The sequence below is a fragment of the Pseudomonas sp. 2957 genome (assembly GCF_031456345.1).
GTDB lineage: Bacteria > Pseudomonadota > Gammaproteobacteria > Pseudomonadales > Pseudomonadaceae > Aquipseudomonas > Aquipseudomonas siliginis.
On the sequence record NZ_JAVDUL010000009.1, the window covers coordinates 12,622 to 36,791 of the forward strand.

Sequence of the window (24,170 nt, forward strand, 5' to 3'; positions counted from 1 at the left end):
CTGCCGCGAATCGTGATGACTCGCAGCAGGTGGTGGTCAGGCGAAGTTCTGTTCGGCAGACCAGTTCTCGTACCAGTGACGGAACAGCGAATACTGCTTCTCGGCATAGCGCCGTTGCGAGTCGCTCAGCACGTCTGTTTCGTTGAAGTGCAGGGTGTATTCCTTGTCGCCGTTGAGCACCATCAAGTGCTTGTAATACAGCACCAGATCACAGCCTTCGTCGAACGATGACAGCACTGCCAATGCCGATTCCAGCTCCCGTGCCTGACGCCGGGCCTTGGCATCGCCTTGCGCGGCCTGCTTGCTCAGCGCGACCAGTTGCAGCACTTCGCGAGGAAGGGCGTTGCCGATACCGGTGATGGCGCCGGTGGCGTTGCAGTTGACGAAACCGTGCACCACTTGCGTGTCGACACCGACCATCAGCGTCACGTCATCGTCCTTGGATGTGATGTTCTCAGCCGCGTAGCGCAGGTCTGCGCCCCCACCAAATTCCTTGAAGCCGATCAGGTTCGGGTATTCGCGACGCAGTTCGAAAAACAGATCGGCGCGGGTGGCGAAGCCGTAGTAAGGGCTGTTGTAAATCACCGCCGGCAAGTTCGGTGCGGCTTGCAGGATGGCAGCGAAGTGGGCCTTTTGCGCCGTCGCCGAAGCACCACGGGACAGCACGCGCGGAATGACCATCAAGCCTTGCGCGCCGACTTTCGCCGCATGCGCTGCGTGGGAAACCGCTTCACGGGTATTCACCGCACCAGTGCCAACGATGGTCGGCACCCCGGCGGCGACCAGGCGCGCCACGCCTTCCTGACGCTCGGCTTCAGTCAGCAGCGGCCAGTCGCCCATCGAGCCGCAATAGACCACGGCGCTCATGCCGATATCAATCAGCTCGCGTCCCTTGCTCACCAGCGCATCGAAGTCCGGTTTGCGCTGGGCGGTGCACGGGGTCATCAGGGCCGGCATGCAACCGGTGAAGATGTTGTCGCTCATGGTTCAACTCCTTGGCATTTCGTTTTATTCGAGGGAAAAAATCGGCGTGGCGGCTCAGATGCCCCACGCGAACGGGTCGCTGTCGTCGATCAGCAAGGTGCTGTCGGCGGTCATGTAGGCGCGGCCGGTGATGAACGGGCGAATGCGTTCACCTTCCCATTCGAAGCGGCCTTCGAACTGGCTGCCGGTGATGCTCGCCTGGATCCACGGTGCGCCCGGTTGCAGCTTGTCGTCGGCTGCCAGGCAGGCAAGTTTGGCGCTGGTGCCGGTGCCGCACGGTGAGCGGTCGTAGGCTTTGCCGGGACACATGACGAAGTTGCGGCTGTCGGCCTGATCGTCATCGGCGAACAATTCGATGTGGTCGATGACCGCACTGTCTTCGCCGAAGATGCCCTGATCTTCCAGCGCCTTGAGCATGGCCCAGGTGTACGCGGTCAGGTGTTCGACGTTGTCCATGGTCAGGGTCTGGCCATGCTCGGAAACCAGAAAAAACCAGTTGCCGCCATAGGCGATATCGCCGACCACGCGGCCAAAACCGGGTACGTCCACCGACACCTGTTTGCGATAACGGTAAGCGGGCACGTTGCCCAGAGTGACCGAGCCATCGTCGTGCAGCGTCGCGCTGACTTGCCCCACCGGTGTGTCGATCTTGTGCACGCCCGGCTGGATTTTCCCCAGATGCTGCAACGAATTGATCAGGCCAATAGTGCCGTGGCCGCACATGCCCAGGTAGCCGGCGTTGTTGAAGAAGATCACCCCGCAAGTGGCGTCCGCCGATACCGGTGGGCAATAGAGCGCGCCGACCAGCACATCGTTGCCGCGTGGCTCAAGCAGACAGGCGCGCCGCCACTGGTCATGCTGGTTGCGCAAGGCATCGCGTTTCTCGGCCATGCTGTTGCCGGACAACTCGGGGAAGCCGCTCATCACCAGCCGTGTCGGTTCGCCGCCGGTGTGGGAATCAATGACGTGTACTCGTTTCATGGAGAGATCCCGTTGGATGATTTCAGTAGGCGCCGGCAGGGCGGGCGGTGACGGTGGACGAGGGCGCAGGGCTTTCGCTTTCTTCGTCCTCGTCGTCCAGGCGCAGCAGATGGGCAGGCACGCCGGTTGCTGCACCCCAGTAGTAAATGCCGGTAGCGCAAGCGGCGACGACGATCGTATCGAACGGATGGGCGAGGATGCCCAGGCCACCGAAGGTGCCGAGTTTCGACAGCACGATGGTCACCGCGTAGAAGACGATCAGCCACGCCGATGAACGCACCTGACGCACCAGACTCAGGTGTGCAGTGGGCACAAAGCGGCCACAGAACAGATAGATGACAAACATCAGGATTTGCAGGCCGAGCAGCCACGACACAGTGTTCCAGCCCGACCAGTAAACGATCAGCGCGGCGATGATGAACGACACCGGCCCGAGCAGGCCCATGCTCCTGACCCGGAACGGGCGCGGCATGTCCGGCGCATTGCGCCGCAACGCCGCAACCGATACGGGCGCCACCGCATAGCTCAACACCAGCGCGGCGGACACCACGTTGATCAGCGCTTCCCACGACGGGAATGGCAGGGTCCAGAACACCGACAGGGCGAAAGTCAGCCACAGCGCCGGACGCGGGATGCCGGACTTTTCATCGATGTGGGTGAAGACCTTGAAGAAGGTGCCGGTCTGCGCCCAGCCGTAGATCACTCGCGGCGTGGCGTTCATGTAGATGTTGCCGCAGCCGCTCGGCGAAATGACCGCATCGGCAACCACCAGATACGCCAGCCAGCCCACACCGAGCGCCAGGGCGATGTCGCGATAGGGCAGGGCGAATTCCTTGCTGATACCGGCCCAGCCGTTGGCGAGCATCTCCGTCGGGATGCTGCCGAGAAAAGCCATTTGCAGCAGCACGTAGATCAAGGTCGACAGCAGCACCGAGAGAATCAGCGCGATGGGAATGGTGCGCTGTGGATTCTTCACTTCGCTGGCGACGGAAATGATCGGCGTCAGGCCCAGATAGGCAAAGATGATCCCGCCGGCGGAGACCGCCATCTCGACGCCCGACAAGCCGAACGGGGCGAATCCCTGAACCTGGAAGTTCTCCGGTTTGAAGAAGGTGAACAGCACGCCGATGACCAGCAGCGGCACGATGAATTTGAACACGCTGACCAGATTGTTGGCCTTGGCGAAGGTCTTCACGCTGCGGTAGTTGAGCAGGAAAAACACGCAGAGCAGGCCGAACTGGACCAGCCAGCCGAGGATCGTCGGATCGCCACTGCCAGCCTTGGTCAGGCCGGGAAACCACGCCGCCGCGTATTGGCGCGAGGCGACCACTTCGATCGCCACCAGACTGGAAAACGCAATCAGCGTAATGAAGCCCATCAGGTAGCCGAGCAGCGGGCCGTGGGAATAAACCGGGTAGCGCACCACGCCGCCGGCACGGGGCAATGCCGCGCCCAGTTCGCAGTAGACGATGCCCAGCAGCAACACGGCAAAACCGCCCAGCAACCAGGAGAAAATCCCCGCCGGACCGGCAATCGCCGAGACATGGCTGGCGGCGAACAACCAGCCGGAGCCGAAGATCGCGCCGAGTCCGATAAAGGTGAGGTCGATCAATGAAAGCTGTTTTTTGAACTTGCCTTGGCCTGACATGGCATCGCCTTCTTGTGAGTTATTGGATAGGCAGTTGTGTCACGGGGACGAGCAGACTTTGCACCGCCCGGCAGTGGCGGCGATTGATGTTTTATGCCGGGATCGATGACGAATTCAGCACAATGGCACCGATGAATGCGCGGCCTCGACAGGGTCGCGACGTTGCTGCAATCTGCTGGCGAGTGACATTTGCGGTGGTTCAATTCGAGGGGAAGTCTTTGATGCAGTCAGCGTTTTCGATCCTGTGCCAAGGCACTGACGGCTTGCGTGCGCAGACCCTCGAAGAGATGGTCGCCGGTGCCGCGCAGCTGTTGCCGATACTCGATGTGATCCCCAATGCGGCGATCTTCATCAAGGATCTGCAAGCGCGCTATGTGCTGGCCAACCGTACGCTGGTGCAGCGCTGTGGCTTGAAGGACCTGCGCCCGTTGCTCGGCAAAACCAGTGCGCAGGTGTTCCCGGCGCAGTTGGGGCCGGGTTATACCGAGCAGGATCGCAAGGTGCTGGAGGAAGGTTTCGTGTTGGAGGATCAGCTCGAACTGCATCTGTATGGCAGTCGCGAGCCGGGCTGGTGCCTGACCCACAAGAGGCCGATCTACAACCGTGACGGGACGATCATCGGTCTGGTGGGGATCTCGGTGGATCTGCAGTCAGCCAGCGAAACCCATCCGGCTTTCGAGCGCCTGGCGGCTGTCGATGAATACATTCGCGGCAACTTCAATCGGCGGGTGACGCTGGGTGAACTGACGCGGATCGCCGGGATTTCCGTGGCGCAACTGGAGCGCTATTGCAAACGCGTTTTCCACCTGACACCACGGCAGATGATTCAGAAAGTCCGCCTGGAACATGCGCATCGATTGCTGCACAGCGACTTGCCGATTACCGAGGTGGCGCTGCAATGCGGCTACACCGATCACAGCGCTTTCACCCGTCAGTTCAAAGCCTCGACCGGGTTTACACCACGCGAATACCGGCAAGCCACCGGGCATTAGACCAACACGGCCAGCCAGGCCGAGAGCAGCAGAAGAAGGGCCAGTGCCGCGTTCATGCGCTTGAACGCCTGCGGTGAGCTGAGCAACCGCGCGCTGCCAACGCCGAGCAATGCCCAGAGCGTCATGCACGGCAACGACACCAGCAGAAACGCCAGCGACAACACCAACAGGCGCAGCGTCTTGTCGCCGCCGCCGACGAATACGCTGACCACCGCCACAGCCATCATCCACACCTTCGGGTTGACCAATTGCAGCAGCGCCGCGCCGAATACGCTCAAGCTTTGTTCCTGCGATTTCGGGTCCAGGGATGGCGGCGGGCTGCGAAAGATCTGCCACGCCAGCCAGCTCAACCAGAGCACGCCAGCCCAGGCCATCGCTTGCTGCACGCGCGGAAAGCGCAACAGGGTTTCGCCAGCGCCGAGCCCGACCACCAGCACAATCAGCGCCGCCGCCGCACAGGCGCCAAAAATGATCGGCAACGTGGCAATCAATCCGCGCCGCGAACTGTGGCTCAGCACCAGAATATTGGTCGGCCCCGGCGTGATCGAGGCAACGAAAGCAAACAGTAGAAAGGGCAGTAAAGAAGCCATGGTGCAAATTCCTGAAAGTCGAAACAGGACACCATGATCGTCAGCGGGCAGGCCTCAGTCTGGAAGATTTGAGCAGCGTTTGCGGTAGTCCGCCGGGGTCAGTTGATAGGCGCGGCGGAACCAGCGACCGAGGTGACTCTGGTCGGCAAAACCAAGCACGCTGGCCACCTGCGCTGGCGTCTCGCCGCGTGCGAGCAATTGCCGCGCCTTGGCCAGGCGCAACTGGATCAGGTAAGCGTGCGGTGCCAGACCGAAAGCGGCCTTGAACGCGCGGGTCAAGCGAAAACGATCGACACCACAGGCTTGCGCTAGGTCGTCGAGGCCGATGTCTTCATAGGTGTGGGCATGCAGATAGTCCCGCGCAACCTGGGCAACCAGTGGCAGGCGCGGATCGAAGTGCTGACGCTTGCGCCAGTCGAGGTGGCGGGTGAGGGACGCCAGCAGGCCATCCAGCGCAGTCTGCCGGACGATGCGCAGATCGCCGTCATGTAACGCGTGGAAGGCTTGCACGATCGCAGTCGACAGGCGCGGATCGTGGCTCAGGGTGTCGGCAAAGCCTGGCTGACTGTCGGCGGGCGCGTCTTCGAACAGCGCGTGCAGTTCGCGCTCCAGCCAGTGCGGATCGAGGTACAGCATCGAGTAGGTGAAGCCATCCTCGGTCGGTGCATGGCCATCGTGGATCTCTCCTGGTTCAAGCAGGAACACATGCCCCGGGGTACTGCGATGACGTATACGACGGCAATTGAACTGCTGCACGCCCTGCTCGGTAACGCCCACGAGGAAACTGTCATGCCAGTGCGGATCGTAGGCATGCCCACGGAAATGCGCACGAATCGACTCGATCCCGGTATCGACATCCTGGGAGAGAGAGATCCAGTTGCGTTTGTCCATGGGAGGATTCCATAGGGCGGTTGAGCAGGGGCGTTTCTAAAATACCGCGTGGGGGAGAAGAGTGTTTAGAAGATTTGTGCAGGGGCGCAGGGGGATCGAGTCAGGCAATGTGCCTTGGATGGGAGGGGGACCAGAAAACACAGACGAAAAAAAACCGCCTTCGCGGGGCGGTTTTTCAATCCTCGGTTTGGAGCCGAGGCCATGTGCTTCACTAGCCACACCAACATGTCCGCGCATGGTATTAAGTTTCTCCCGTCAGTGCAACGTAGGTTTAGCGTGATGTGGGAGGTTTTTTCGGAGCGGCCAGCGCATGCAACTGAATTCAGATCTGTCAATAAACATTGTCAGAAATACGATTTTACAAAGGTTCAGGCGTAGCCGCAGGATAACCTTGGTTACTCGGGTTTTCTCTTCTGATTTCTGCGTTAAGATGCCTGCGCTCATCTTGTTGGTAGAGCAGTGAGGTTTGGCTGGGGGGCGCAAAAGGTTTCACGCCCTCTGACGCGGATTCGCACCCGCGCCGGAATGTTGTCTCGGAGGGATTTCAACCGGCCGCCTCACTAGCCACACCAGCATGTAGGCTGAAGGCACGCATGGTCCGGTAAGTTTGCTGGAGGTTTGGCCGCCAGCCCTGGAGGCCAAAACGTATGAAGCTTTTGCTGCGTACGCTGAGCCTTGTATGGAGATTGTTGAAAGCTTTGCGCTTTTACGAGTTCCTGCGAGATCACTTTGACGACTTGAAATAAGGGTCGTCTGAGTGGGAAAGACCCGTTTCGGTTTCGATCGATTCGGGTCTTTTTTTGCTTGCGTAAAGCTGTCAGAAATACGATTTGTCAGTTTTGTGCTTTAGACTTTGTAGGGCGTTTCGTCTGGACGCGTAAGCACCAGCTTAACGGTTAGGTAAGCAGCTGCTTTTACTCAACTCATCATTGATTGCGTCAATAACAACCATTAAGTCAATGAAGTTCTCATATCCACGGTGCGGCGTAAGATCGGTTCCATACCCAACCACTGCAACTCGGAGCACATCATCATGAAACGCCAGACTATCCTCGGTATCGCTTTCTCGGTTTTTGCACTGAACGCCTTCGCCGCCACCGAAACCGACCCACTGTTCAGCGACGCGGTGGCCGCTACTCAAACTGATCGTCTGTTCAGCGACGCAGTAGCCGCCACCGAAACCGACCCGCTATTCAGCGACGCAGTTGCCGCCACCGAAACCGATCCACTGTTCAGCGATGCAGTAGCCTCTGATGGCTCCGATCATCTGCAAGGCAATCGGGTTGCCGAAGGTGGCGCAGACCGTCTGCTCGAACGTCGCACCGCTTGAGCGCAACCATGAGCATCGATAGCGAATGCCGCCTAAACCACAGGCGGCATTCGTTCTGTTCATGCATTAGAACTCTGCTCTAAACCGCAGTCGGCAACACAGCCTTGTCCCGATCGCGGCCCTTGAACGTCGCCCAGAAACACAGCAGCACCGCCACGGAAAAACCGGCTGGAAATAGCCAGATACTTCTCCAGTCATGGCCCGCACTCGAAGTGAAGTGGTCAGTAATCCGTCCCGCAATCCAGAAGCCAATCAACATGCCCAACCCGTACGTGGCCAAAGTGATCAGACCTTGCGCCGAACTGCGGAAGCGTTCCGGTGCTTTTGCATCGGTGTAGATCTGCCCGGACACGAAGAAGAAGTCATAGCACACGCCGTGCAGGGCAATGCCGATCAGCAGCATGAATGCCTGATCGTCGTTATTGCCGAAGGCAAACAGCACGTAACGCAACGCCCAGGCAGCCATGCCGACCAGCAGGGCGATCTTGATGCCGAAACGATGGATGAACAGCGGCAACAGCAACATGAACAGCACTTCCGACACCTGACCGATGGCCATCTTCGCTGTCGGGTTGGTCACGCCGATCTCCGCGAGAAACGGGTTGGCGTTCTGGTAATAGAAGGCCAGCGGAATGCAGATCAGGATCGAGGCGAGAAAGAACACCAGATAGCTGCGATCCTTGAGCAAACCCCACGCATCGACGCCGAGCATCTGCTTGAGGCTTGATGAGCCCGCTGCGCTTTTCAGCGGCGCAGTGTTCGGCAGACTGAAGCTGTAAAGCCCCAACAACAGCGACGCGACGGCGGACATCAGGAACGTATTGCGCAAGCCTCCCGCCGCGATGCTTTGTTGCGAGTCCCAGGCGAACACGAAGCTGATCACCACACCGGCGACAATCCAGCCCACTGTGCCCCATACGCGAATGCGCGAGAACTCTAGCGCCGGGTCTTTGATCTGGCGGAACGCCACGGCGTTCACCAGCGCCAATGTCGGCATGTAGACCATCATGTAGGCGAGCACATAGGGATAAAACGCGCTGAAGTCTGCGGCGCGATAGAGCTGATAGAGCAGCACCGCGCCCAGCAGATGGAGCACCGCCAGGATGCGTTCGGCATTGAAAAACCGGTCGGCAATCAAGCCAATGACAAACGGCGCCAGAATCGCACCCCATGATTGCGTGGCGAAGGCCATGCCGACTTGGCCGCCGCTGGCAGCGAGCGTGGTGGCCAGAAAAGTGCCGAGGGTGACGAACCAGCCACCCCAGATAAAGAACTGCAAAAACATCATCACGCTGAGTCGCGCATTCATTACGTTCATTTCAGATCACCGTATTGTTTTTATGTCGGTAACGCGGATGAATCAGTCGTCGGTCAGGCCGAGCAGGCGCCGGTTGGAAGCGGCATCGGCGCTGACCCCGGCGAAATCGTCGAAGGCCTTGGCGGTCTTGCGGATCATGTGTCGCTCGATGAACGCCGCGCCTTCCGCCGCGCCCTGTGCAGAGTCTTTCAGGCAGCATTCCCACTCCAGCACGGCCCAGCCGTTGAAGTCGTATTGGCACAATTTGCTGAAGATCGATTTGAAATCGATCTGGCCGTCGCCCAGCGAGCGGAAGCGCCCGGGACGCTCGACCCAGCCCTGATAGCCGCCGTAGACGCCGGAGCGCGCATCGGGGCGGAACTCGGCATCCTTGACGTGGAACATGCGGATGCGTTGGTGGTAACGGTCGATGAAGCCGAGGTAATCCATTTGCTGCAGCAGCAGGTGGCTCGGGTCATAGAGAATTGCGGCGCGGGGGTGATGATTCACCGCTTCGAGAAACTGTTCGAACGACGCGCCGTCATGCAAGTCTTCGCCGGGATGGATTTCGTAGCACAGATCAACGCCAGCCTCTTCGAAGCAGTCGAGAATCGGCAGCCAGCGCTTGCCCAGTTCGGCGAAACCTTGCTCGACCAAACCGGCCGGACGTTGCGGCCATGGATAGACGTAGGGCCAGAGCAGGGCGCCGGAGAAGGTCGCATGGGCCTTGAGTCCGAGACGCTGGCTGGCACGGGCCGCCAGTTTCAACTGCTCGATGGCCCACTCGGTGCGCTCCTGCGGCTTGCCGCGCAGCGCTGGCGGGGCGAAGTCGTCGAACAGACTGTCGAACGCCGGATGCACAGCGACCAATTGCCCTTGCAGGTGCGTCGACAGCTCACTGATCACCACACCGGCGCGGGCGCAGACGGCGATGAGTTCGTCGCAGTAATCCTGACTTTCAGCGGCGCGCTGCAAATCGATGAACCGCGTGCCGAGGGTCGGTACCTGAATGGCTTTGTAGCCTTGCGAGGCTGCCCATTCGGCGATGTTGGCGAGCGTGTCGAAAGGCGCTTGGTCGGCGATGAATTGCGCGAGAAAAATCCCCGGACCTTTAAGGCCAGTCGAATTTTGCTGATCACTGTTCATTGTGCTGGGCTCCTGTCGGTTGGCCGGGAATCTCGCTCCACTTTTCATTGCCAAGGTGGTTGGCGATGGCGGTTTCAATAAAGGCCATGCCGCGCAGTCCGGTCTCGATGCCCGGTACGCCCGGGGCCTGATGGCCTTCGACGCCTTGAACAATCGCCTCGGCAAGATCGCCGTACAGGTTGGCCATCGCTTCCAGATAACCTTCGGGATGCCCGGCGGGCAGGCGCATGCGCTGACTGGCAGCGTCACACAACCACGGCTGACCGACTCCGGATCGCAGAATGCGCATCGGTTCATTCAACGGTCGATGAATCAGACTGGCCGGCTCTTCCTGACGCCATTCCAGCCCACCCTTGTCACCGTAGACGCGGATCTTCAGCGGGTTTTCTTCACCGGCGCAGACCTGACTGGCGAGCAATACGCCACTGGCGCCGTCGCTCATTTTGAACAGCATCGCCACATCGTCATCCAGGTGCCGCCCCTCGACATGGGCGCCAAGCATCGCGCTGATGAACTGGATCGACTGGCCGGTAACGAACTCGGCGAGGGAAAACGCATGGGTGCCGATGTCGCCGATGCAGCCGCCGATCCCGGATTGCGCCGGATCGTCGCGCCAGCCGGCCTGCTTGTTGCCTTGCCCGGCGACATCGGTGCTGAGCCAGCCTTGCGGGTACTCGACGAGGACTTTGCGCACGTGCCCGAGCACGCCGCTGGCGACCATTTCGCGGGCCTGCCAGACCATCGCGTAACCGAGGTAGGTGTGCGCCAGCCCGTAAATTCGCTGGCTGTTGATCACCACCGAATGCAGCGCCTGCACCTCGGCGAGGTTCAGCGCCGCGGGTTTCTCGCTGAACACGTGAAAACCGGCGCTCAATGCCTCACGGGCAATCGGTGCGTGCAGATGATTGGGGGTGACGATGACCAGCAGTTGCATGCGTTGCTCGGCGGGCAGGGCGGCCTCGCGGGTAAGCAGGGTTTGCCAATCGTCGTAACAACGTTCGGCGGACACTCCCAGGGTCGCAGCGGTGCGCTGATTATTCTCTGAGTCGCGGCTGAACGCGCCACAGACCAGTTCGAAGCGTCCGTCGAGGCCGGCGGCTTGCCGGTGGGCACGGGCAATGAATGAACCTTCACCGCCTCCAACAAAACCCATTCTTATTTTTGCGGCAGCGTACATGGCGGTCGTCTCGGTAGCTGGATGCAATGCTGATGAGCGATGTAACCGGTTACATCGTGGGCGAAATCTAGGCGTGAAATAGCCGGGTGTCAAATGGCAGCGGATGATCGACAGCGTTTCGATCGCTCGTTGCCTGCGGTAAGCTCCGCGCCTGATCGGCATGAAACAACGAGGTGGTTTTGTCCAATATCCGCGAAGTGGCTCGGCTGGCTGGCGTTTCCGTGGCGACAGTGTCGAGGACGTTGAAGTCCCCTGAGCGCGTGCTCGCGCCAACCCGTGAGCGCGTCATGGCCGCCGTGGAGCAGGCCGGCTATCGGCCGAACCTGATGGCGGTGCAGTTTCGTTCGCGGCGCACCGGCAATCTGGTGATCCTGGTGCCGACCATCGCCAATACCTTCTTTGCCCGGGTCATCAGCGGCGCGCAGCAAGCGGCGCAGGCGGCCGGTTATCGGCTGCTGCTGTGCGACACCCAGGGACGGGAAGAACTGGAGCGGCAATTCGCCGAGCTGGTGTACGCCTATCAGGCCGACGGCGTAATCCAGTTGCGCGCTTACGATCCGTTCGAAAATGCACCGCCCGACGCCGATCGGCCGCCGATCGTCAATGCTTGCGAAGTGCTCAAGGCCGGGCGTTATCCAACCATCAGCCTGGACAACGTCGCCGCCGCCAAAGCCATGACCGACCACCTGATCGCATTGGGACACCGACGCATCGGCCTGATCAAGGGCTCGAAAAACAGCCCGCTGACCCTGGATCGACTGGCGGGTTACGAAGCGGCATTGCGCGAGGCCGGGATTGCCATCGATGAAGCACTGATCTGCCATGGCAATTTCAGCCTCGAGGCCGGTTTTGCCGGCGCGCAAAAGATGCTCGCATTGGCCGAGCGACCGAGTGCGCTGTTCTGTGAAAACGATGAAATGGCCATTGGTGCACTCAAGCGCATCCGGCAGGCTGGGCTGCGTGTGCCCGAGGATATTTCAGTGGTGGGTTTCGATGACATTCCCATGGCTGCGTTCTGCGATCCGCCGCTGACCACCATCTCGCAACCAGCCGAGGCCTTCGGGGCCAAGGCGGTCGAGATGCTGATTGCCCTGATCGAAAAGCGGCCGCTGGCAGAAAGGCATGTCGTCCTGCCGTTCGAGCTGACGCCACGCAGCAGCACGGCCCGCATCGACAACTCGGGCAAGCGCTAACCGGATCACGCCGCTGGCGGCTTCGCCAGCGCAATCCCCGCTGCGCCCAACCGCTTCAACACTTCAAACAACAAATCGCTCTTGGTCAGCCCGACAATCCTCGGGCTGCCCACATAGCCGGTGACCGTGAGGGTTATGCCGTCCGGCGACAACTTGCTGAAACGCACGAATGGCGCCGGTTTATCGAGGATGGTTTCGTTCTCGTGATACGCATCCAGCAGCAGTTGTTTGACCTGCTCAGGATCGATATCCAGCGGAAACACCAGCTCCAGCGATGCCACGCCCTGAGCACTGCCGCCGAGGGTAACGTTGCGCAGGTTCTGCGAGATCAGTTGCGAGTTGGGCACGATCACAATCGAGCGGTCGCTGAGCTGGATCTCCGTGGCGCGTACGTTGATCCGGCGGATGTCGCCCTCGACGCCGCTGATGCTGATCAGGTCGCCGACCTTGACCGGGCGCTCGGTGAGCAGAATCAGGCCGGAGACGAAGTTCTTGACGATCTCCTGCAAGCCGAAGCCGATACCCACTGACAGCGCACTGACGATCCACGCCAGATTGGTCCACTGCACGCCCAGCGACGACAGCGTCAGCAGAATCACGAAGGCGTAGCCGATATTGGAGAACAGCGTGCTCAGCGACGCGCACATGCCCGGGTCCATGTCGGTCTTGGGCAGGAATTCGTTGTCGAGCCAGCGGCTCAATGTACGGATCAGCCAGATGCCGATCAGCAGCGCCAACAGCGCATTGAGCAGGTGCCCGGGGACGATATTCAGCTTGCGCAAACCGGCGCCGCCAAGAATCGACATGATGTTGGTGACCAGTTGGCCGAGCGTGGTGCCGATGCCGCCGACAAACAACGAAATCAGCGCCATCAGCATCAGGCCGGCGCGGCTGACGCCGGACAACAGGATCGACGTTTGCTCAAGGCGTCGATCGCTGACCCCGAGCAATTGCTTGAGCGCCTGGCCGCTCGCGTGTTTCGGTGAAAACAGGTGTTCACAGGCGTCCTTGACCAACTGAATGAGCAAATAGAAGCCCGACAGCACGACGTAGCTCCACACCAGTTCATAACTGATGAACCGCGCCAGCGAAACATAGCCGGCAAGCAGGGCAATGGCCGTCACAAACATCGAGACGCTGGCGACGCTGTAGATCAGCCCGGCGAACACGCTGTTCGTCGCCGAAGCGTCGTTGGCGGCGACCAAGGCCTTGCGCACTCTGCCGACGCGCAACAGCATCGTGCCGATGATCGCCAGCACCATGATGGAAATCACACCGCGTCCGGCCATGACGATGTGACTGCTCATGCCCGTGGCATTGGCGACCTGCACCAGCGTCACCAGCACCAGCAACGCGCAGGCGAGGATTCGCGGATAAGGCTTGAGGGCTAGTGCCACCGGATCGGCAATTGCCGGCAGGCGCCACGAAGGGTGCTCGGTGGAAAGCAATGCACGGCTGAGCCCGGTGATCAGCACGCAGGCATAGACGACTTTTTCGAACTCTTCGGAAAAGGTTTCCAGCACCGGCGGCAGGGCATCGTGGCGGGTGCAGGCGTAGAACAGGAGTTTCAGGGCGATGGCGGTGGTGATGAAGGTCGCGAGAGCTGAGGCGAATGCCAAGGCACTGCGGCGCAAGCGGCCCTCTGCCACGCGGTGAATACAGAACCAGGTGAGCCCGCGCTCAGCCAGACGCCGGCCAAAGGTCCAGACGAGCAGCGCCAGCAGCACCAGCACGCAGGTGTAAAAACGCTCGCCCGGCGCCCAGACCGTGGCCCAGACGTCGCCCACCTGCTCGACGAACAGTCGCAGCCGCTCGCGGTCGTCCTCGCTTGGATTGATCAGTGGCGCCCAGAACTGCGGACTCAACACGCTGCGTGTGCTCAGGGTCAGTTCGCTTTCCAGTAGCGTGCGGCGGATGCCGGCGATTTGCGTGATCAGGTCGGCGGCATTCTGTTTCAGTGCGGCAAGGCTTTTCAGGGTGCCGTCGACCTTGCTTTTCTGTTCCGCCAGCGCAGCCCGCTGCGCGACGATATCGGCTTGCTCGGCAGCCACCTCAGCGTCTGGAGCGGTGCCGAGCACGCCCAGTTGCACCGCCAGTTGCGCCTGTTGCGGCAACAGCGCTGCCGACAACCGATCGACATCTAGAATAAACGCCTGCACCCGATCCTGCGGGCCTTCGAGCTGGTTGTAATTGTTTGCCGCCGAAATCTGCTGCTTGAGCCCGTCGAGGCGTTGTTGCAGGGCTTGCAGATCGCTCTGCGAAATCACCGGCAGCGGCGCTGCGCCGGGGTTTGTCGGCGCGGCAGGCTCCGCTGCCCACGGCGCAGCGCTGCCCGGCATCAGCAGCAGGAACAGAATCAAAAACAACGACTTGAATGAACAACGCATGGGGGCGGAGGGCTCAAGTGGATCACACAGTCTATGAGGGTAGGTGATCGTGCCGAACAGGGCGGAAAACTTTCACTGGAAGAGGCGGGTATACGCTCATCCAGTCCAGCGGAATGATCCGCACAGCGAGCGGTCAACCGGCAATAACAGCTTCGAGAGCGTGCCATGTCCATCGCCAAGGAAACGATTGAATACCTGCGCCAACATTCGCTGATCATCACCACCGCCGAATCCTGCACGGCCGGGGAAATCGTCATGTTGCTGTCGGAAGTGCCCGGCAGCGGCGAGCTGATCGAATGCGGCTACGTGGTCTATTCGCCGCAGGCCAAGCAGCGCTTGCTCCACGTCAGCCCGGCGACCATGGAAACCTTCAATCTGACCAGCGTTGAAGTGGCCAGCGAAATGGCCATCGGTGCGTTGCGCGACAGCACGGCCAACGTCGCCGTCGCCACCACCGGCATTCTCGGCCCCGACGATATGGATGGCATCAAGGCCGGCACGGTGTGTTTCGCCTGGGCATTCCAGTTCGATGACCAACATTTTCTGTTCAGCACCCGGCAATGGTTTCCCGGATCGCGCAGTGAAGTGCAGACCCTGGCCTGTGAGTTCGCCTTGCAGCAGTTGCCGGCCTATCACCGTCGCGCCTTGCGCGGCGAAGGAGGGTGGCGCCGATGAAGCCTGACGCTGAGCATCCCGATCTGCGCAGTCGGCAGTTCCCGGTGCAGGAGGACATGGCCTATCAACTGAAGGTCTGGCGCTTCGAGCGCATCGGTTGGTATCTGCTGGTGCTGTGCATGCTGCTGGGTCTGTTGGGGCTGTTTTCCCGGGGCGTGCTCAGTTCGCAGGACGCCCGCAGCGACGATGGCAAAGTCCAGGTCGAGTACGAGATGTTCCACCGCAACGGCTCGACCAACCCGCTGAAACTCAGCGTGCACGCGACGCCTGAAGCTACCGTCGAATTGGACATCGGCGGCGAGATGCTCGATGGCTTCAGCATCGAAACCATGCAACCGGCGCCAGTGCGTATGCGCAGTTCAGCGCAGGGCATGCGTTTGTGGTTGCAGGCGGATGCGCAGGGCCAGGCAACGCTTTATCTGACCCTGCGCGGTGACGGACTGGGGCTGTTTCGCAGTCATATCCGCGCGCCGGGCTCGAGCGAAGTGATGCTCACTCAATTCATTTATCCATAGGTGACCCATGGACTCGGTGTTGCGCGCACTCGCGATGTATCTGGCACTGATGGTGTTGTTCAAAATTGCCGGTCGGCGTTCGTTGGCCGAGCTGACTACGTTTGATTTCGTCTTGCTGATGATCATCGGTGAAGCCACCCAGCAAGCGCTGCTCGGGGATGATTTTTCCCTGACCAATGCGTTTCTGGTGATCATCACCCTGATCGCCATCGACGTTGGGTTCTCTTTGCTCAAGCAGCGTTCCAGCTGGATCTCGCGGCTGATCGATGGTGAACCAACGATCATTGTCGAGAACGGCAAGCTGTTGCAGCGGCGTCTGCGCCATGCGCGGCTGGTCGAGGCGGATGTCATGGAGGCGGCGCGCTCCAGTCAGGGCATTGAAACCATCGACCAGATCAAGTTCGCGATCATCGAGCGCAACGGCAAGATTTCCGTGATCCGCCAGGATCCGGAAGGCGGCTGAAGCTTTGGCGCCGCGCACGCGCAATTTTTTTGAACGCTGAAAAAGCCCCGCAGCCCAATGCTTACAAGTCATCGGAGGATTGCGAAATGAACGAGGCAGCGAGTTACTTCTCCATCGCCGTGGCGGTGATCATTCTGCTGGTCGACCTGTGGGCGATTGTCAGCGTGTTTCGCAGCAACAAGAGCGTCGGCGTCAAAGCCGCCTGGGCGATCGGCTTGATCGTCTTCCCGGTGCTCGGCCTGATCGTGTGGGGCATCGCCGGCCCGCGCGGCGTCAAGGAAGGGCCTTCGTCGCCGGAGCACAGTAAGGGTTGAGAGCCTGATGCGGTCCTGCAATGATTTTGCGCGCACTCCGGAAATGTAGGTGAACGATGCATGCTCAAGCTTGAACCGGGTAGCAATACCACTGCTGAAAGGAGATTGTCATGAAGAAAATCTGCGTATGTCTGGGGTTCTGCTCAGTGTTTCTGTTGAGCGGCTGCTTCGATTCCAACGATGCACCCAACAAGGATGGTGACAAAAGCAAACCGTCGGTGCAGATGCAGACCGAGAAGCCTGAGGAGGGCAAGTAACTGCTGGCGAGTAATCCCTGTGGGAGCGAGCCTGCTCGCGAAGGCGTCAGGTCAGACAACTCTGTGCTGACTGATGCTCCGTCTTCGCGAGCAGGCTCGCTCCCACATTGGTTCAGTCGTGTGAATAAACGTACTCCAGCCACACCCAATACATCAGCGCCACAGCACTGATCCCTCCTCCGAGAAAACACACCGCCACCCAGCCAGAGTGCGCATAGGTATACGTCGCCGCGATGGCGCCCAAACCACTGCCCACCGAGTAAAAACACATATACGCACCGACCAGTCGGCTCTGCGCATCGGGCCGTGCGGCGAAGATCAGGCTTTGGTTGGTGACGTGCACCGCTTGCACGGCGAAGTCGAGGAGGATCACTCCGACGGCCATCGCCAGCAGCGAACTGTCGACAAATGCGATGGGTAGCCAGGACAGCGTCAGCAGCGCCAAGGCAATTCCGGTGGTGCGATTGCCCAAGCCGCGATCGGCCAGGCGCCCAGCCCGTGCGGCGGCGAGCGCGCCCGCTACCCCCGCCAGTCCGAACAGGCCGATCTGCGTGTGGGACAACGACAGGGGCGCGGCGCTGAGCGGCAGCACCATCGACGTCCACAACACACTGAACGCGGCGAAGATCAGCAGGGCGAAGATACCTCTGATGCGCAATACCCGCTCAGTCAAAAAAAGTTGGAACATCGAGCGCAGCAATTGCCGATAGCTGCCCTGTGCGGGCGGTTTTGCCGAGGCGGGCAGGGTGCGCCATAACAGCAGAGCCATGCCGATCATCATGACTGCCGAGACAAAATACACGCCGCGCCAACCGGCCAGATCAGCCACTACGCCGGAAACGAAACGCGCCAGCAAAATGCCCAGCACCACGCCACTGGTGACGGTGCCTACGGCGGCGCCGCGCTGTTCCGGACGAGCAAGGCTGGCGGTGCAGGCGACCACCACTTGCACCACCACCGCCAGCAATCCCACCAGCATCATGGCGCCGAGCAACACTCCCCAGCTCTCGGACAGGCCCACGGCACACAGCGCCGTTGCAGACAAAAGCAGTTGGCTGACGATGAGTTTCTTTCGATCGAGCAGATCACCCAGCGGCACAATGAACAGCAGCCCGACCGCATACCCGGCTTGCGTGGCCGTGACCACAACGCCGATTGCACCGGGTGAAACCCCGAGGCTGGCGGCCATCGATTCCAACAATGGCTGTGCGAAATAAACATTGGCCACTGCTATCGCGCAGGTGATTGCAAAGAGAAAAGTCTGCAAACGACTCAGCCCGGTCGTTGCGCTGTCAGCTGCGGCTTGCGCATTGATCAGGGTTTGCGTCTGACACGGCATCCTTGCTTCCTCGTAGTGTGGTTTTGAATTGAAACCGATACGTTGATCTTTATTCATTCGGGTTGTTAAATGCAACCACATTCAATAGCCGATCCATCAGGAATCACATGGCCCGACAACAAACATTGGCGCAGAGCGAATGCCCGGTGGCCCGAACACTCGAAGCCATTGGCGATCGCTGGGCCTTGATGATCATTCGCGATGCGTTCGATGACGTGCGCCGTTTCAGTGAATTCCAGAAACGTCTGGGCTTGGCCAAGAACATCCTCACGGTCAAACTGAAAATGCTCGTCGAGCTCGGCGTGTTGCAGATTCAGCCCGCGTCCGATGGCAGCGCCTACAAGGAATACGTGCTCACCGACATGGGCCGGGCGGTGTTCCCCATCGTCGTCAGCCTGCGGCAGTGGGGCGAGCGTTTTCTGTTTGTCGAGGGGGAGGAGCACTCGATCCTGCTCGACAACGAACGGGCCGAGCCCGTCGAAACTATCGTCGTGCGCTCCAGCGCCGGCGCGGTGCTGGCCCCGGCAGACTGTCACCGAAAAGTGGTGACGCGCCGGTAAAGAAGCCGAGCAGATAGTCGTGGCGCGTATTCACAGACGCGCTATCTCAGGGCATGGAACGTCGGGTCGGCATCTGGCGAGTTTCTGATCTAGGCTGTTTCCAACCTCGAGCAACAGCGGTGCGCCGTTGCCAGATTGGTTTAACCAACGCGATTGCCGGAGTGCCTGATGAGTCTTTCACCTTTCCACCTCGCCATCCCGGTCTACGATCTTGCCGCTTGCCGCCGTTTTTACGGTGAAGTGTTCGGTCTGGACGAGGGCCGATCCAGCGCGCAGTGGGTCGATTTCAATTTTTACGGCCACCAATTGGTCATCCATGAACAGCCGCAGACAGCTGCCCAGGAAAGCGTTCACAGCAACCCGGTCGACGGTCACGACGTACCGGTCCCGCACTTCGGCATCATTTTAGAGTGGCAGCAATGGGAAGCACTGGCCGAGCGACTGAAGTCATTCGGCACGCAATTCGTGATCGAGCCCTACATTCGATTCAAGGGTCAGGTCGGCGAACAGGCGACCATGTTTCTGCTCGACCCCTGCGATAATGCGCTGGAATTCAAGGCGTTCAAGGACATGGGCCAGGTGTTCGCCAAGTAATCACAGCGTAGTGGTCTGACCGTTGCGATCGCGTTCATAAACCTTGTTGGCCTGGAGCTTTTCCTTAAGCCAGCGCTCGGCCGTCCCTAGTGGCCGTTGGCGTGCCCATAACAGGTCGACGCCGATTTGCCAGTCTGTATGCGGGTACGCCGACAGCTGCAACTCGACCAGTTCGCCATTGCCCAGTTCACGCTGGATCAGCTGGCGCGGCAGGGTCGCCCAGCCGAGGCCGGCGCGGACCATTTCGAGCAGGGCCAGATAGCTTTCCGCTTGCCACAGTTGCGTCGAACGCAGGTATTCACTGCTCGGCAGTTTGCTGGCGTGCGCACTGAACGCCAGGCGCCGATGCACGTGCAAATCGTCGAACGTGACGTTGTCCAGTTGCGCCAGCGGATGATCGGGATGACAGACGTGCAGCATGATCAGTTTGCCCAGTTGCTGGAACGCCAGTTCCCGGGGATAGCCCGGCTGCGAAAACGCCACGCCCAGCACCGCCTCGCCACTGCTGACCAGTTCGCTGACATCGCCGTAGACCGGGTGGCGAATGATCAGATCGACAAACGGAAAGGCCTGCTCGAACGCTTGCAGCACCGGCATGATCGGGCCGTACGGCGTTTCAATCGCCAGGGTCAGGCTCGGTTCGACGCTATCGGAAAGGCAATCAGCGTGGGCCTCGAAGGTCATGCAGCGCTCCAGTACCGCCTCTGCCTGGACCAGCAATTTATGCCCGCTGGCGGTGAGGGCAGGGCTGCGATTGCTGCGGTCGAACAACTCGACGCCAAGGTCGGTTTCCAGATTGGCGATCGCCGCGCTGATGGTCGATTGCGTCTTGCCCAGCTTGCGCCCGGCGGCGGAGAACGAGCCGCTTTTCACCACTTGGACGAACATCAGCAACTGATCGAGTGAGAAGCGCACGCGGTGTACTCCGAGCTTGAGCGAGACGGCGATTGTGCCGCGTCTTTGCCATCGAAAAAAGCGATGGTTGCCAATTTGTTTCATCGTTAAAAACATTCAAGGATGACCCCGCGTCTTCGAACGCCGGGGCCGATTCTGTTTGTGCGTCTGTCCCTGAGCGCCCGCGATTACAACCAACGCTGCCCCTTCAGGAGCTTGTGCCATGACTACACAACGCGTTCACCCGGTCGACGAGGTGTTGCCCCTGCGGCAGCTTTTCACCTTCGGTCTGCAGCATGTTCTGGTGATGTATGCGGGAGCGGTGGCGGTGCCGCTGATTCTCGGCAGTGCGATGGGACTGACGTCGGCTCAGGTGGTTTTACTGATCAACGCCAACCTGCTGACGTCCGGTGTGGCGACGTTGATTCAGACCCTCGGCTTCTGGAAGTTCGGCGCGCGTTTACCATTGATTCAGGGCTGCTCGTTCATTGCGCTGGCGCCGATGATCATGATCGGCAAAGAATTTGGCCTCAGCCAGATCTTCGGGGCGGTGATCGCCGCCGGCTTCCTGACCATCGCACTGGCGCCGGTGTTCAGCCGCTTGTTGCGATTCTTTCCACCCGTGGTGATTGGCAGCCTGATCACCATCATCGGTATTTCACTGATGCCGGCGGCGGCAATCTGGCTGGGTGGCGGCAATCCCGATTCGCCTGACTTCGGTCGCCCGGCCAATCTGCTGCTGGGTCTGGCCACGGTCAGTGTGACGCTGGTGATTTATGCGAAATTCAGCGGCTTCATCGGTAACCTCAGTGTGCTCATCGGCTTGTTTGTCGGCAGCCTGATCGCTGCCGCCTGCGGCATGACGCACTTCAATCGGGTCAGCGAGGCGGCGTGGTTCGAGTTGAGCGCGCCAATGGCGTTCGGTGCGCCGGAATTTTCTCTGGTACCGATTCTGATCATGACCCTGGCGATGCTGGTGATCATGGCCGAGACCACTGGCAACTGCCTGGCCATCGGCAAACTGGTCGGCAAACCGACTACGCAGCAGACCCTCGGTAACGCCTTCCGCGCCGACGGCTTGTCGACCATGCTCGGTGGTCTGTTCAACAGCTTTCCCTATAACGCCTTCACGCAAAACACCGGCCTGATTGCGCTTTCCAGCATCAAGAGCCGCTTCGTCGTTGCGGCCGCTGGCGCGATCATGGTGTTGATGGGCTTGTTTCCAAAGCTCGGCGCGCTGATTGCGGCGGTGCCGACGCCGGTGCTGGGCGGCTGCGCGATCGTCATGTTCGGCATGACCACGGTGGCGGGCATTCAGGAACTGTCACGGGTGCAGTTCGAAGGCACACGCAACGCCATCATTGTCGCGGTGTCGGTCAGCGTCGGCGTCCTGCCAATGTCGTTTCCGGCCCTGTTCGAACATGTCGGCCCAACGCTGAAACTGGTGCTCGACAGCGGCATTTTTCTCGGTGCGATCACCGCCATTCTGCTCAACCTCTTGCTCAACAAACAAAAACCATCGACCGACGCCGTCGGCGCTTCCACGGCCGAACTGGCCGACTGACTTTTGTCTTTTCTCACTGCCCAGGAGTTACCCATGAATCAATTCACTCAGCTTGTCCCGGCCGGCGTCAGCGATCTGGACCTGGCATTGCTGCGCCAGACCATCGCCCTGTCGCAGGCGTCGAAACAACGTGGCCGGCACCCGTTTGCGGCGCTGGTGGCGGACCGCGACGGCAACGTCATTGCCGAAGCGGGCAACAATTCGATGCCGCCGGAAGGTGATCCCACCCAGCACGCCGAACTGGTCGCGGTGGCTGCGGCGGCGAAGCGTTTGTCACCCACGGAGCTGGAGGCGTGCACGCTGTACACCAGCGCCGAACCTTGCTGCATGTGCGCGGGCGCGGTGTATTGGACCGGTGTCGGGCGAGTGGTGTACGCGTTATCGGAACATGCTTTGCTCGGGCTGACCGGCGATCATCCCGAGAACCCGACGTTCTCGTTGCCGTGTCGCGAAGTGTTTGCCAGAGGGCAGCGCACGGTGAGCGTTTTCGGGCCGATGCTGGAGGAAGAGGCGGCTGAGCCGCATAAAGGGTTCTGGTCTTAGTTGATATGGATCGTTCCCACGCGGAGCGTGAGGAACGATCAGTTTCGCGCGGTCAGGTACTGGTCACTTCACCGGGACGATAACCGCACATTCCCCAGCGGAATGCCCCCCATGGTCTGTTGTGGGTCGCCTGGCTGACTTGCAAGCTCAGCCAGGCGACCCGATTTGCCTAAGCCTCCGTCCAGTCCAGCGCTGCCGTCTCGCGCCACTTCACCTCCGTAATCCCATAGCGCTCGGCCTGGGGTTTGGAAACCACTTTCAACGGTGGTTTACCCGGTTTCGGAATCGGCGCAATACCGGCGTCACAGCTCGCCCAATGCCAAGCGTCGGCGTTGCGCATACTCTTGGCGCGGATGACGAATGATTTTGGCTGGTCGTGATGTTTGTATTCGATGACGAAAATATCGGTGCTACGCATGAGTTCCTCCTTACGCTCATACGTAAATGATTTTGTCCGACAAGAAAAATTCAAAGGATTTTCTGGCCAGATGATCATCGTCACTCAGCGCTCTGAAACGCGGTTCTTCATGAAGCCGCGCAGGTTCATCAGGAACAGGCAAAGCTGCAGAACGATCAGCGCGTAAGCCCCGGCATGGACGCCCCAGATCACCCACAGCAAATTGCTCAGACTGAAACAAACGAAGCCGCTCATGCGCCGTTGCGGTCGTTGCGAACCGATCAGCCAGGCGGCCAGAACGGTGACCAGCATCGCCGGCCATTGCACCCAATCCAGATATGCCAACACTCCATCCTCTGCTCAGATTTGCTTGATGCAGAAAGGGTACACAGCAACCGAAGTATGGTCACCGCCCGCACGGTTCTGCGTAGCAATGGCGGTGAAAAAGGTTTCGCCCGGCAGAAGCCGGGCGAAGATTTCAGGCGCGCAATCAGTAATCCCAAATCGCAGGTATCCAACGGAAAGCAGCACCATTGATCGCGACCCTACCCACCGAAGGGAAGGCCAGATGCGTGGCGACAAACAGCTCGCCGCTGGCGGCGGCTTCCTTGAGCATGCGCACGCGCACTTCCACCGATTTGGTCGGATCGTGTTCGAAACCGTTGTGCCAGTCAGGGTGATCGAACGCCACCGGGAACAACGCGTCACCGGCAAAGGTCAGGCGCTCGCCACCGGAGTTGACGTAGACCACGCAGTGCCCTGGCGTATGACCACCGGTGAGTTTTGCAACTACGCCCGGTGCAACCTGACATTCGTCTTCGAATATGTGCAACTTGCTTTCATAGTGGTTGATGAACGCGTTGGCGGTGCTGCGCAGGACGTCTGGTACTGGTGCGGGCATGTCGGTGCTGGTGAAGTCTGGCGTGGACCAGAAATTCACTTCGGCAGCGGTGACGTGGATGCGCACGTCGTGGCGCAGACGGCTCTTCACCGAGTCGACCAGTAGGCCGCCGATATGGTCCATGTGCATGTGCGTGATGACGATATCAGTGATGTCGGCGAGGTCCACCCCGGCAGCGGCCAGGCGCTTGGGGAACTGCCCGGCGCGCGGGAAACCGGGGAATTGGCCACCGAGGCCGGCGTCGACGAGGATGACTTGTTCGCCGCTACGCACCACCAGCACGTTGAGCGCCCAGTCGAAGGCGTCAGGGCCCAGATACATTTCCTTGAACCAGGCGGCACGGTCGGCGGGGTCGGCATTGGTTGACATGGTCTGGGTCGGCAACGGCAACACGCCGTCGCTGATCACCATCACGTCAATGTCGCCCAGGCGCAGGGCGTAGCGCGACGGCACCAGTTCTTCGCTTTGCGTTTGCAGGGCCACCGCGCGGTTGGCGGTGAAGGAATCCAGATGCAGGGTCATGGTGTTCTCCTTGTTC

At 60.3% G+C, this 24,170-nt stretch carries 26 protein-coding genes; 12 read left to right on the forward strand and 14 right to left on the reverse strand.

Annotated features, from left to right (window positions below):
- Positions 1-36 precede the first annotated feature (36 nt).
- From J2Y39_RS25860 to J2Y39_RS25870, 3 genes are read right to left on the reverse strand one after another with little or no spacing between them, the layout of a single operon-like run.
- A complete protein-coding gene (locus tag J2Y39_RS25860; RefSeq protein WP_116657459.1) occupies positions 37-984 on the reverse strand; it encodes a dihydrodipicolinate synthase family protein in 948 nt (315 codons plus the stop codon).
- A 54-nt stretch (positions 985-1,038) separates the two neighbouring features.
- Entirely contained in the window at positions 1,039-1,965 is a 927-nt protein-coding gene (locus J2Y39_RS25865) for a 4-hydroxyproline epimerase (RefSeq protein ID WP_310220387.1), read from the reverse strand.
- Between the two features lie 22 nt (positions 1,966-1,987).
- Entirely contained in the window at positions 1,988-3,613 is a 1,626-nt protein-coding gene (locus tag J2Y39_RS25870; RefSeq protein WP_310220389.1) for an APC family permease, read from the reverse strand.
- A 221-nt stretch (positions 3,614-3,834) separates the two neighbouring features.
- Between J2Y39_RS25870 and J2Y39_RS25875 the strand changes: the two genes are divergently transcribed.
- Positions 3,835-4,605 carry an AraC family transcriptional regulator gene (locus J2Y39_RS25875; RefSeq protein ID WP_110599539.1) on the forward strand — a complete coding sequence of 257 codons (771 nt, stop codon included), beginning with the start codon at positions 3,835-3,837 and terminating at the stop codon, positions 4,603-4,605.
- Here J2Y39_RS25875 and J2Y39_RS25880 read toward each other — a convergent pair.
- Both J2Y39_RS25880 and J2Y39_RS25885 read right to left on the reverse strand, forming a co-directional pair.
- Positions 4,602-5,195: a LysE family translocator gene (locus J2Y39_RS25880; protein WP_076563371.1), complete on the reverse strand. Its 594-nt coding sequence runs from the start codon at positions 5,193-5,195 to the stop codon at positions 4,602-4,604. The two genes, J2Y39_RS25875 and J2Y39_RS25880, sit on opposite strands and share 4 nt — an antisense overlap.
- Positions 5,196-5,249: 54 nt before the next feature.
- Complete coding sequence (locus J2Y39_RS25885; protein ID WP_310220392.1) at positions 5,250-6,086, reverse strand: AraC family transcriptional regulator; 837 nt, start codon at positions 6,084-6,086, stop codon at positions 5,250-5,252.
- A gap of 1,033 nt (positions 6,087-7,119) precedes the next feature.
- Between J2Y39_RS25885 and J2Y39_RS25890 the strand changes: the two genes are divergently transcribed.
- The gene (locus tag J2Y39_RS25890) at positions 7,120-7,416 is read left to right on the forward strand and encodes a hypothetical protein (RefSeq protein ID WP_042609596.1); all 297 of its coding nucleotides are present in this window, start codon (positions 7,120-7,122) and stop codon (positions 7,414-7,416) included.
- Between the two features lie 79 nt (positions 7,417-7,495).
- On the opposite strand, the gene J2Y39_RS25895 is transcribed toward J2Y39_RS25890, so the two are convergent.
- Genes J2Y39_RS25895 through J2Y39_RS25905 form a run of 3 tightly spaced genes read right to left on the reverse strand, consistent with a single transcriptional unit; the run spans position 7,496 to position 11,012 of the window.
- Positions 7,496-8,734: a nucleoside permease gene (locus tag J2Y39_RS25895; protein WP_252869226.1), complete on the reverse strand. Its 1,239-nt coding sequence runs from the start codon at positions 8,732-8,734 to the stop codon at positions 7,496-7,498.
- A gap of 42 nt (positions 8,735-8,776) precedes the next feature.
- On the reverse strand, positions 8,777-9,859 hold the full coding sequence (locus J2Y39_RS25900) for a sugar phosphate isomerase/epimerase (RefSeq protein ID WP_252883584.1): 1,083 nt from the start codon (positions 9,857-9,859) through the stop codon (positions 8,777-8,779).
- On the reverse strand, positions 9,849-11,012 hold the full coding sequence (locus J2Y39_RS25905; protein WP_310220395.1) for a Gfo/Idh/MocA family oxidoreductase: 1,164 nt from the start codon (positions 11,010-11,012) through the stop codon (positions 9,849-9,851). Before J2Y39_RS25905 ends, J2Y39_RS25900 begins: the two co-directional genes overlap by 11 nt.
- A 203-nt stretch (positions 11,013-11,215) precedes the next feature.
- Between J2Y39_RS25905 and J2Y39_RS25910 the strand changes: the two genes are divergently transcribed.
- Entirely contained in the window at positions 11,216-12,229 is a 1,014-nt protein-coding gene (locus tag J2Y39_RS25910) for a LacI family DNA-binding transcriptional regulator (RefSeq protein ID WP_252883586.1), read from the forward strand.
- Between the two features lie 5 nt (positions 12,230-12,234).
- Here the strand turns inward: J2Y39_RS25910 and J2Y39_RS25915 are convergent, their stop codons facing one another.
- Entirely contained in the window at positions 12,235-14,616 is a 2,382-nt protein-coding gene (locus tag J2Y39_RS25915; RefSeq protein WP_310220398.1) for a DUF3772 domain-containing protein, read from the reverse strand.
- Positions 14,617-14,781: 165 nt separating this feature from the next.
- On the opposite strand from J2Y39_RS25915, the gene J2Y39_RS25920 reads away from it, so the two are divergent.
- The 5 genes from J2Y39_RS25920 to J2Y39_RS25940 all read left to right on the forward strand — a co-directional run bounded on the left by J2Y39_RS25920 (position 14,782) and on the right by J2Y39_RS25940 (position 16,840).
- On the forward strand, positions 14,782-15,291 hold the full coding sequence (locus J2Y39_RS25920) for a CinA family protein (protein ID WP_150635663.1): 510 nt from the start codon (positions 14,782-14,784) through the stop codon (positions 15,289-15,291).
- Complete coding sequence (locus tag J2Y39_RS25925) at positions 15,288-15,806, forward strand: hypothetical protein (RefSeq protein WP_150635662.1); 519 nt, start codon at positions 15,288-15,290, stop codon at positions 15,804-15,806. The genes J2Y39_RS25920 and J2Y39_RS25925 overlap by 4 nt, the downstream gene beginning before the upstream one ends.
- Positions 15,807-15,813: 7 nt before the next feature.
- Positions 15,814-16,269, forward strand: a complete 456-nt coding sequence (locus tag J2Y39_RS25930; RefSeq protein WP_016774256.1) for a DUF421 domain-containing protein — start codon at positions 15,814-15,816, stop codon at positions 16,267-16,269.
- Positions 16,270-16,355: 86 nt separating this feature from the next.
- The gene (locus tag J2Y39_RS25935) at positions 16,356-16,583 is read left to right on the forward strand and encodes a PLD nuclease N-terminal domain-containing protein (protein WP_024012535.1); all 228 of its coding nucleotides are present in this window, start codon (positions 16,356-16,358) and stop codon (positions 16,581-16,583) included.
- Positions 16,584-16,693: 110 nt separating this feature from the next.
- Positions 16,694-16,840 carry a hypothetical protein gene (locus tag J2Y39_RS25940; protein ID WP_164488341.1) on the forward strand — a complete coding sequence of 49 codons (147 nt, stop codon included), beginning with the start codon at positions 16,694-16,696 and terminating at the stop codon, positions 16,838-16,840.
- Between the two features lie 112 nt (positions 16,841-16,952).
- On the opposite strand, the gene J2Y39_RS25945 is transcribed toward J2Y39_RS25940, so the two are convergent.
- Positions 16,953-18,179 carry an MFS transporter gene (locus tag J2Y39_RS25945; RefSeq protein ID WP_310220402.1) on the reverse strand — a complete coding sequence of 409 codons (1,227 nt, stop codon included), beginning with the start codon at positions 18,177-18,179 and terminating at the stop codon, positions 16,953-16,955.
- A gap of 107 nt (positions 18,180-18,286) precedes the next feature.
- Here J2Y39_RS25945 and J2Y39_RS25950 point away from each other — a divergent pair, with 107 nt between their 5' ends.
- Entirely contained in the window at positions 18,287-18,739 is a 453-nt protein-coding gene (locus J2Y39_RS25950; RefSeq protein ID WP_056784779.1) for a helix-turn-helix domain-containing protein, read from the forward strand.
- A gap of 168 nt (positions 18,740-18,907) precedes the next feature.
- Positions 18,908-19,333, forward strand: a complete 426-nt coding sequence (locus tag J2Y39_RS25955; RefSeq protein ID WP_252887705.1) for a VOC family protein — start codon at positions 18,908-18,910, stop codon at positions 19,331-19,333.
- On the opposite strand, the gene J2Y39_RS25960 is transcribed toward J2Y39_RS25955, so the two are convergent.
- On the reverse strand, positions 19,334-20,248 hold the full coding sequence (locus J2Y39_RS25960) for a LysR family transcriptional regulator (RefSeq protein WP_123441644.1): 915 nt from the start codon (positions 20,246-20,248) through the stop codon (positions 19,334-19,336). It abuts the gene before it with no gap.
- Between the two features lie 202 nt (positions 20,249-20,450).
- Between J2Y39_RS25960 and J2Y39_RS25965 the strand changes: the two genes are divergently transcribed.
- Both J2Y39_RS25965 and J2Y39_RS25970 read left to right on the forward strand, forming a co-directional pair.
- Entirely contained in the window at positions 20,451-21,791 is a 1,341-nt protein-coding gene (locus J2Y39_RS25965) for a nucleobase:cation symporter-2 family protein (RefSeq protein ID WP_056784786.1), read from the forward strand.
- Between the two features lie 33 nt (positions 21,792-21,824).
- The gene (locus J2Y39_RS25970; RefSeq protein WP_095179608.1) at positions 21,825-22,334 is read left to right on the forward strand and encodes a nucleoside deaminase; all 510 of its coding nucleotides are present in this window, start codon (positions 21,825-21,827) and stop codon (positions 22,332-22,334) included.
- 169 nt (positions 22,335-22,503) lie between these two features.
- Here J2Y39_RS25970 and J2Y39_RS25975 read toward each other — a convergent pair whose 3' ends face one another.
- From J2Y39_RS25975 to J2Y39_RS25985, 3 genes are all read right to left on the reverse strand, one after another.
- A complete protein-coding gene (locus J2Y39_RS25975) occupies positions 22,504-22,752 on the reverse strand; it encodes a DUF6555 family protein (protein WP_041480580.1) in 249 nt (82 codons plus the stop codon).
- Between the two features lie 84 nt (positions 22,753-22,836).
- Positions 22,837-23,043, reverse strand: a complete 207-nt coding sequence (locus J2Y39_RS25980) for a hypothetical protein (RefSeq protein ID WP_370593551.1) — start codon at positions 23,041-23,043, stop codon at positions 22,837-22,839.
- 178 nt (positions 23,044-23,221) lie between these two features.
- On the reverse strand, positions 23,222-24,154 hold the full coding sequence (locus tag J2Y39_RS25985; protein ID WP_252869234.1) for an MBL fold metallo-hydrolase: 933 nt from the start codon (positions 24,152-24,154) through the stop codon (positions 23,222-23,224).
- Positions 24,155-24,170 lie beyond the last annotated feature (16 nt).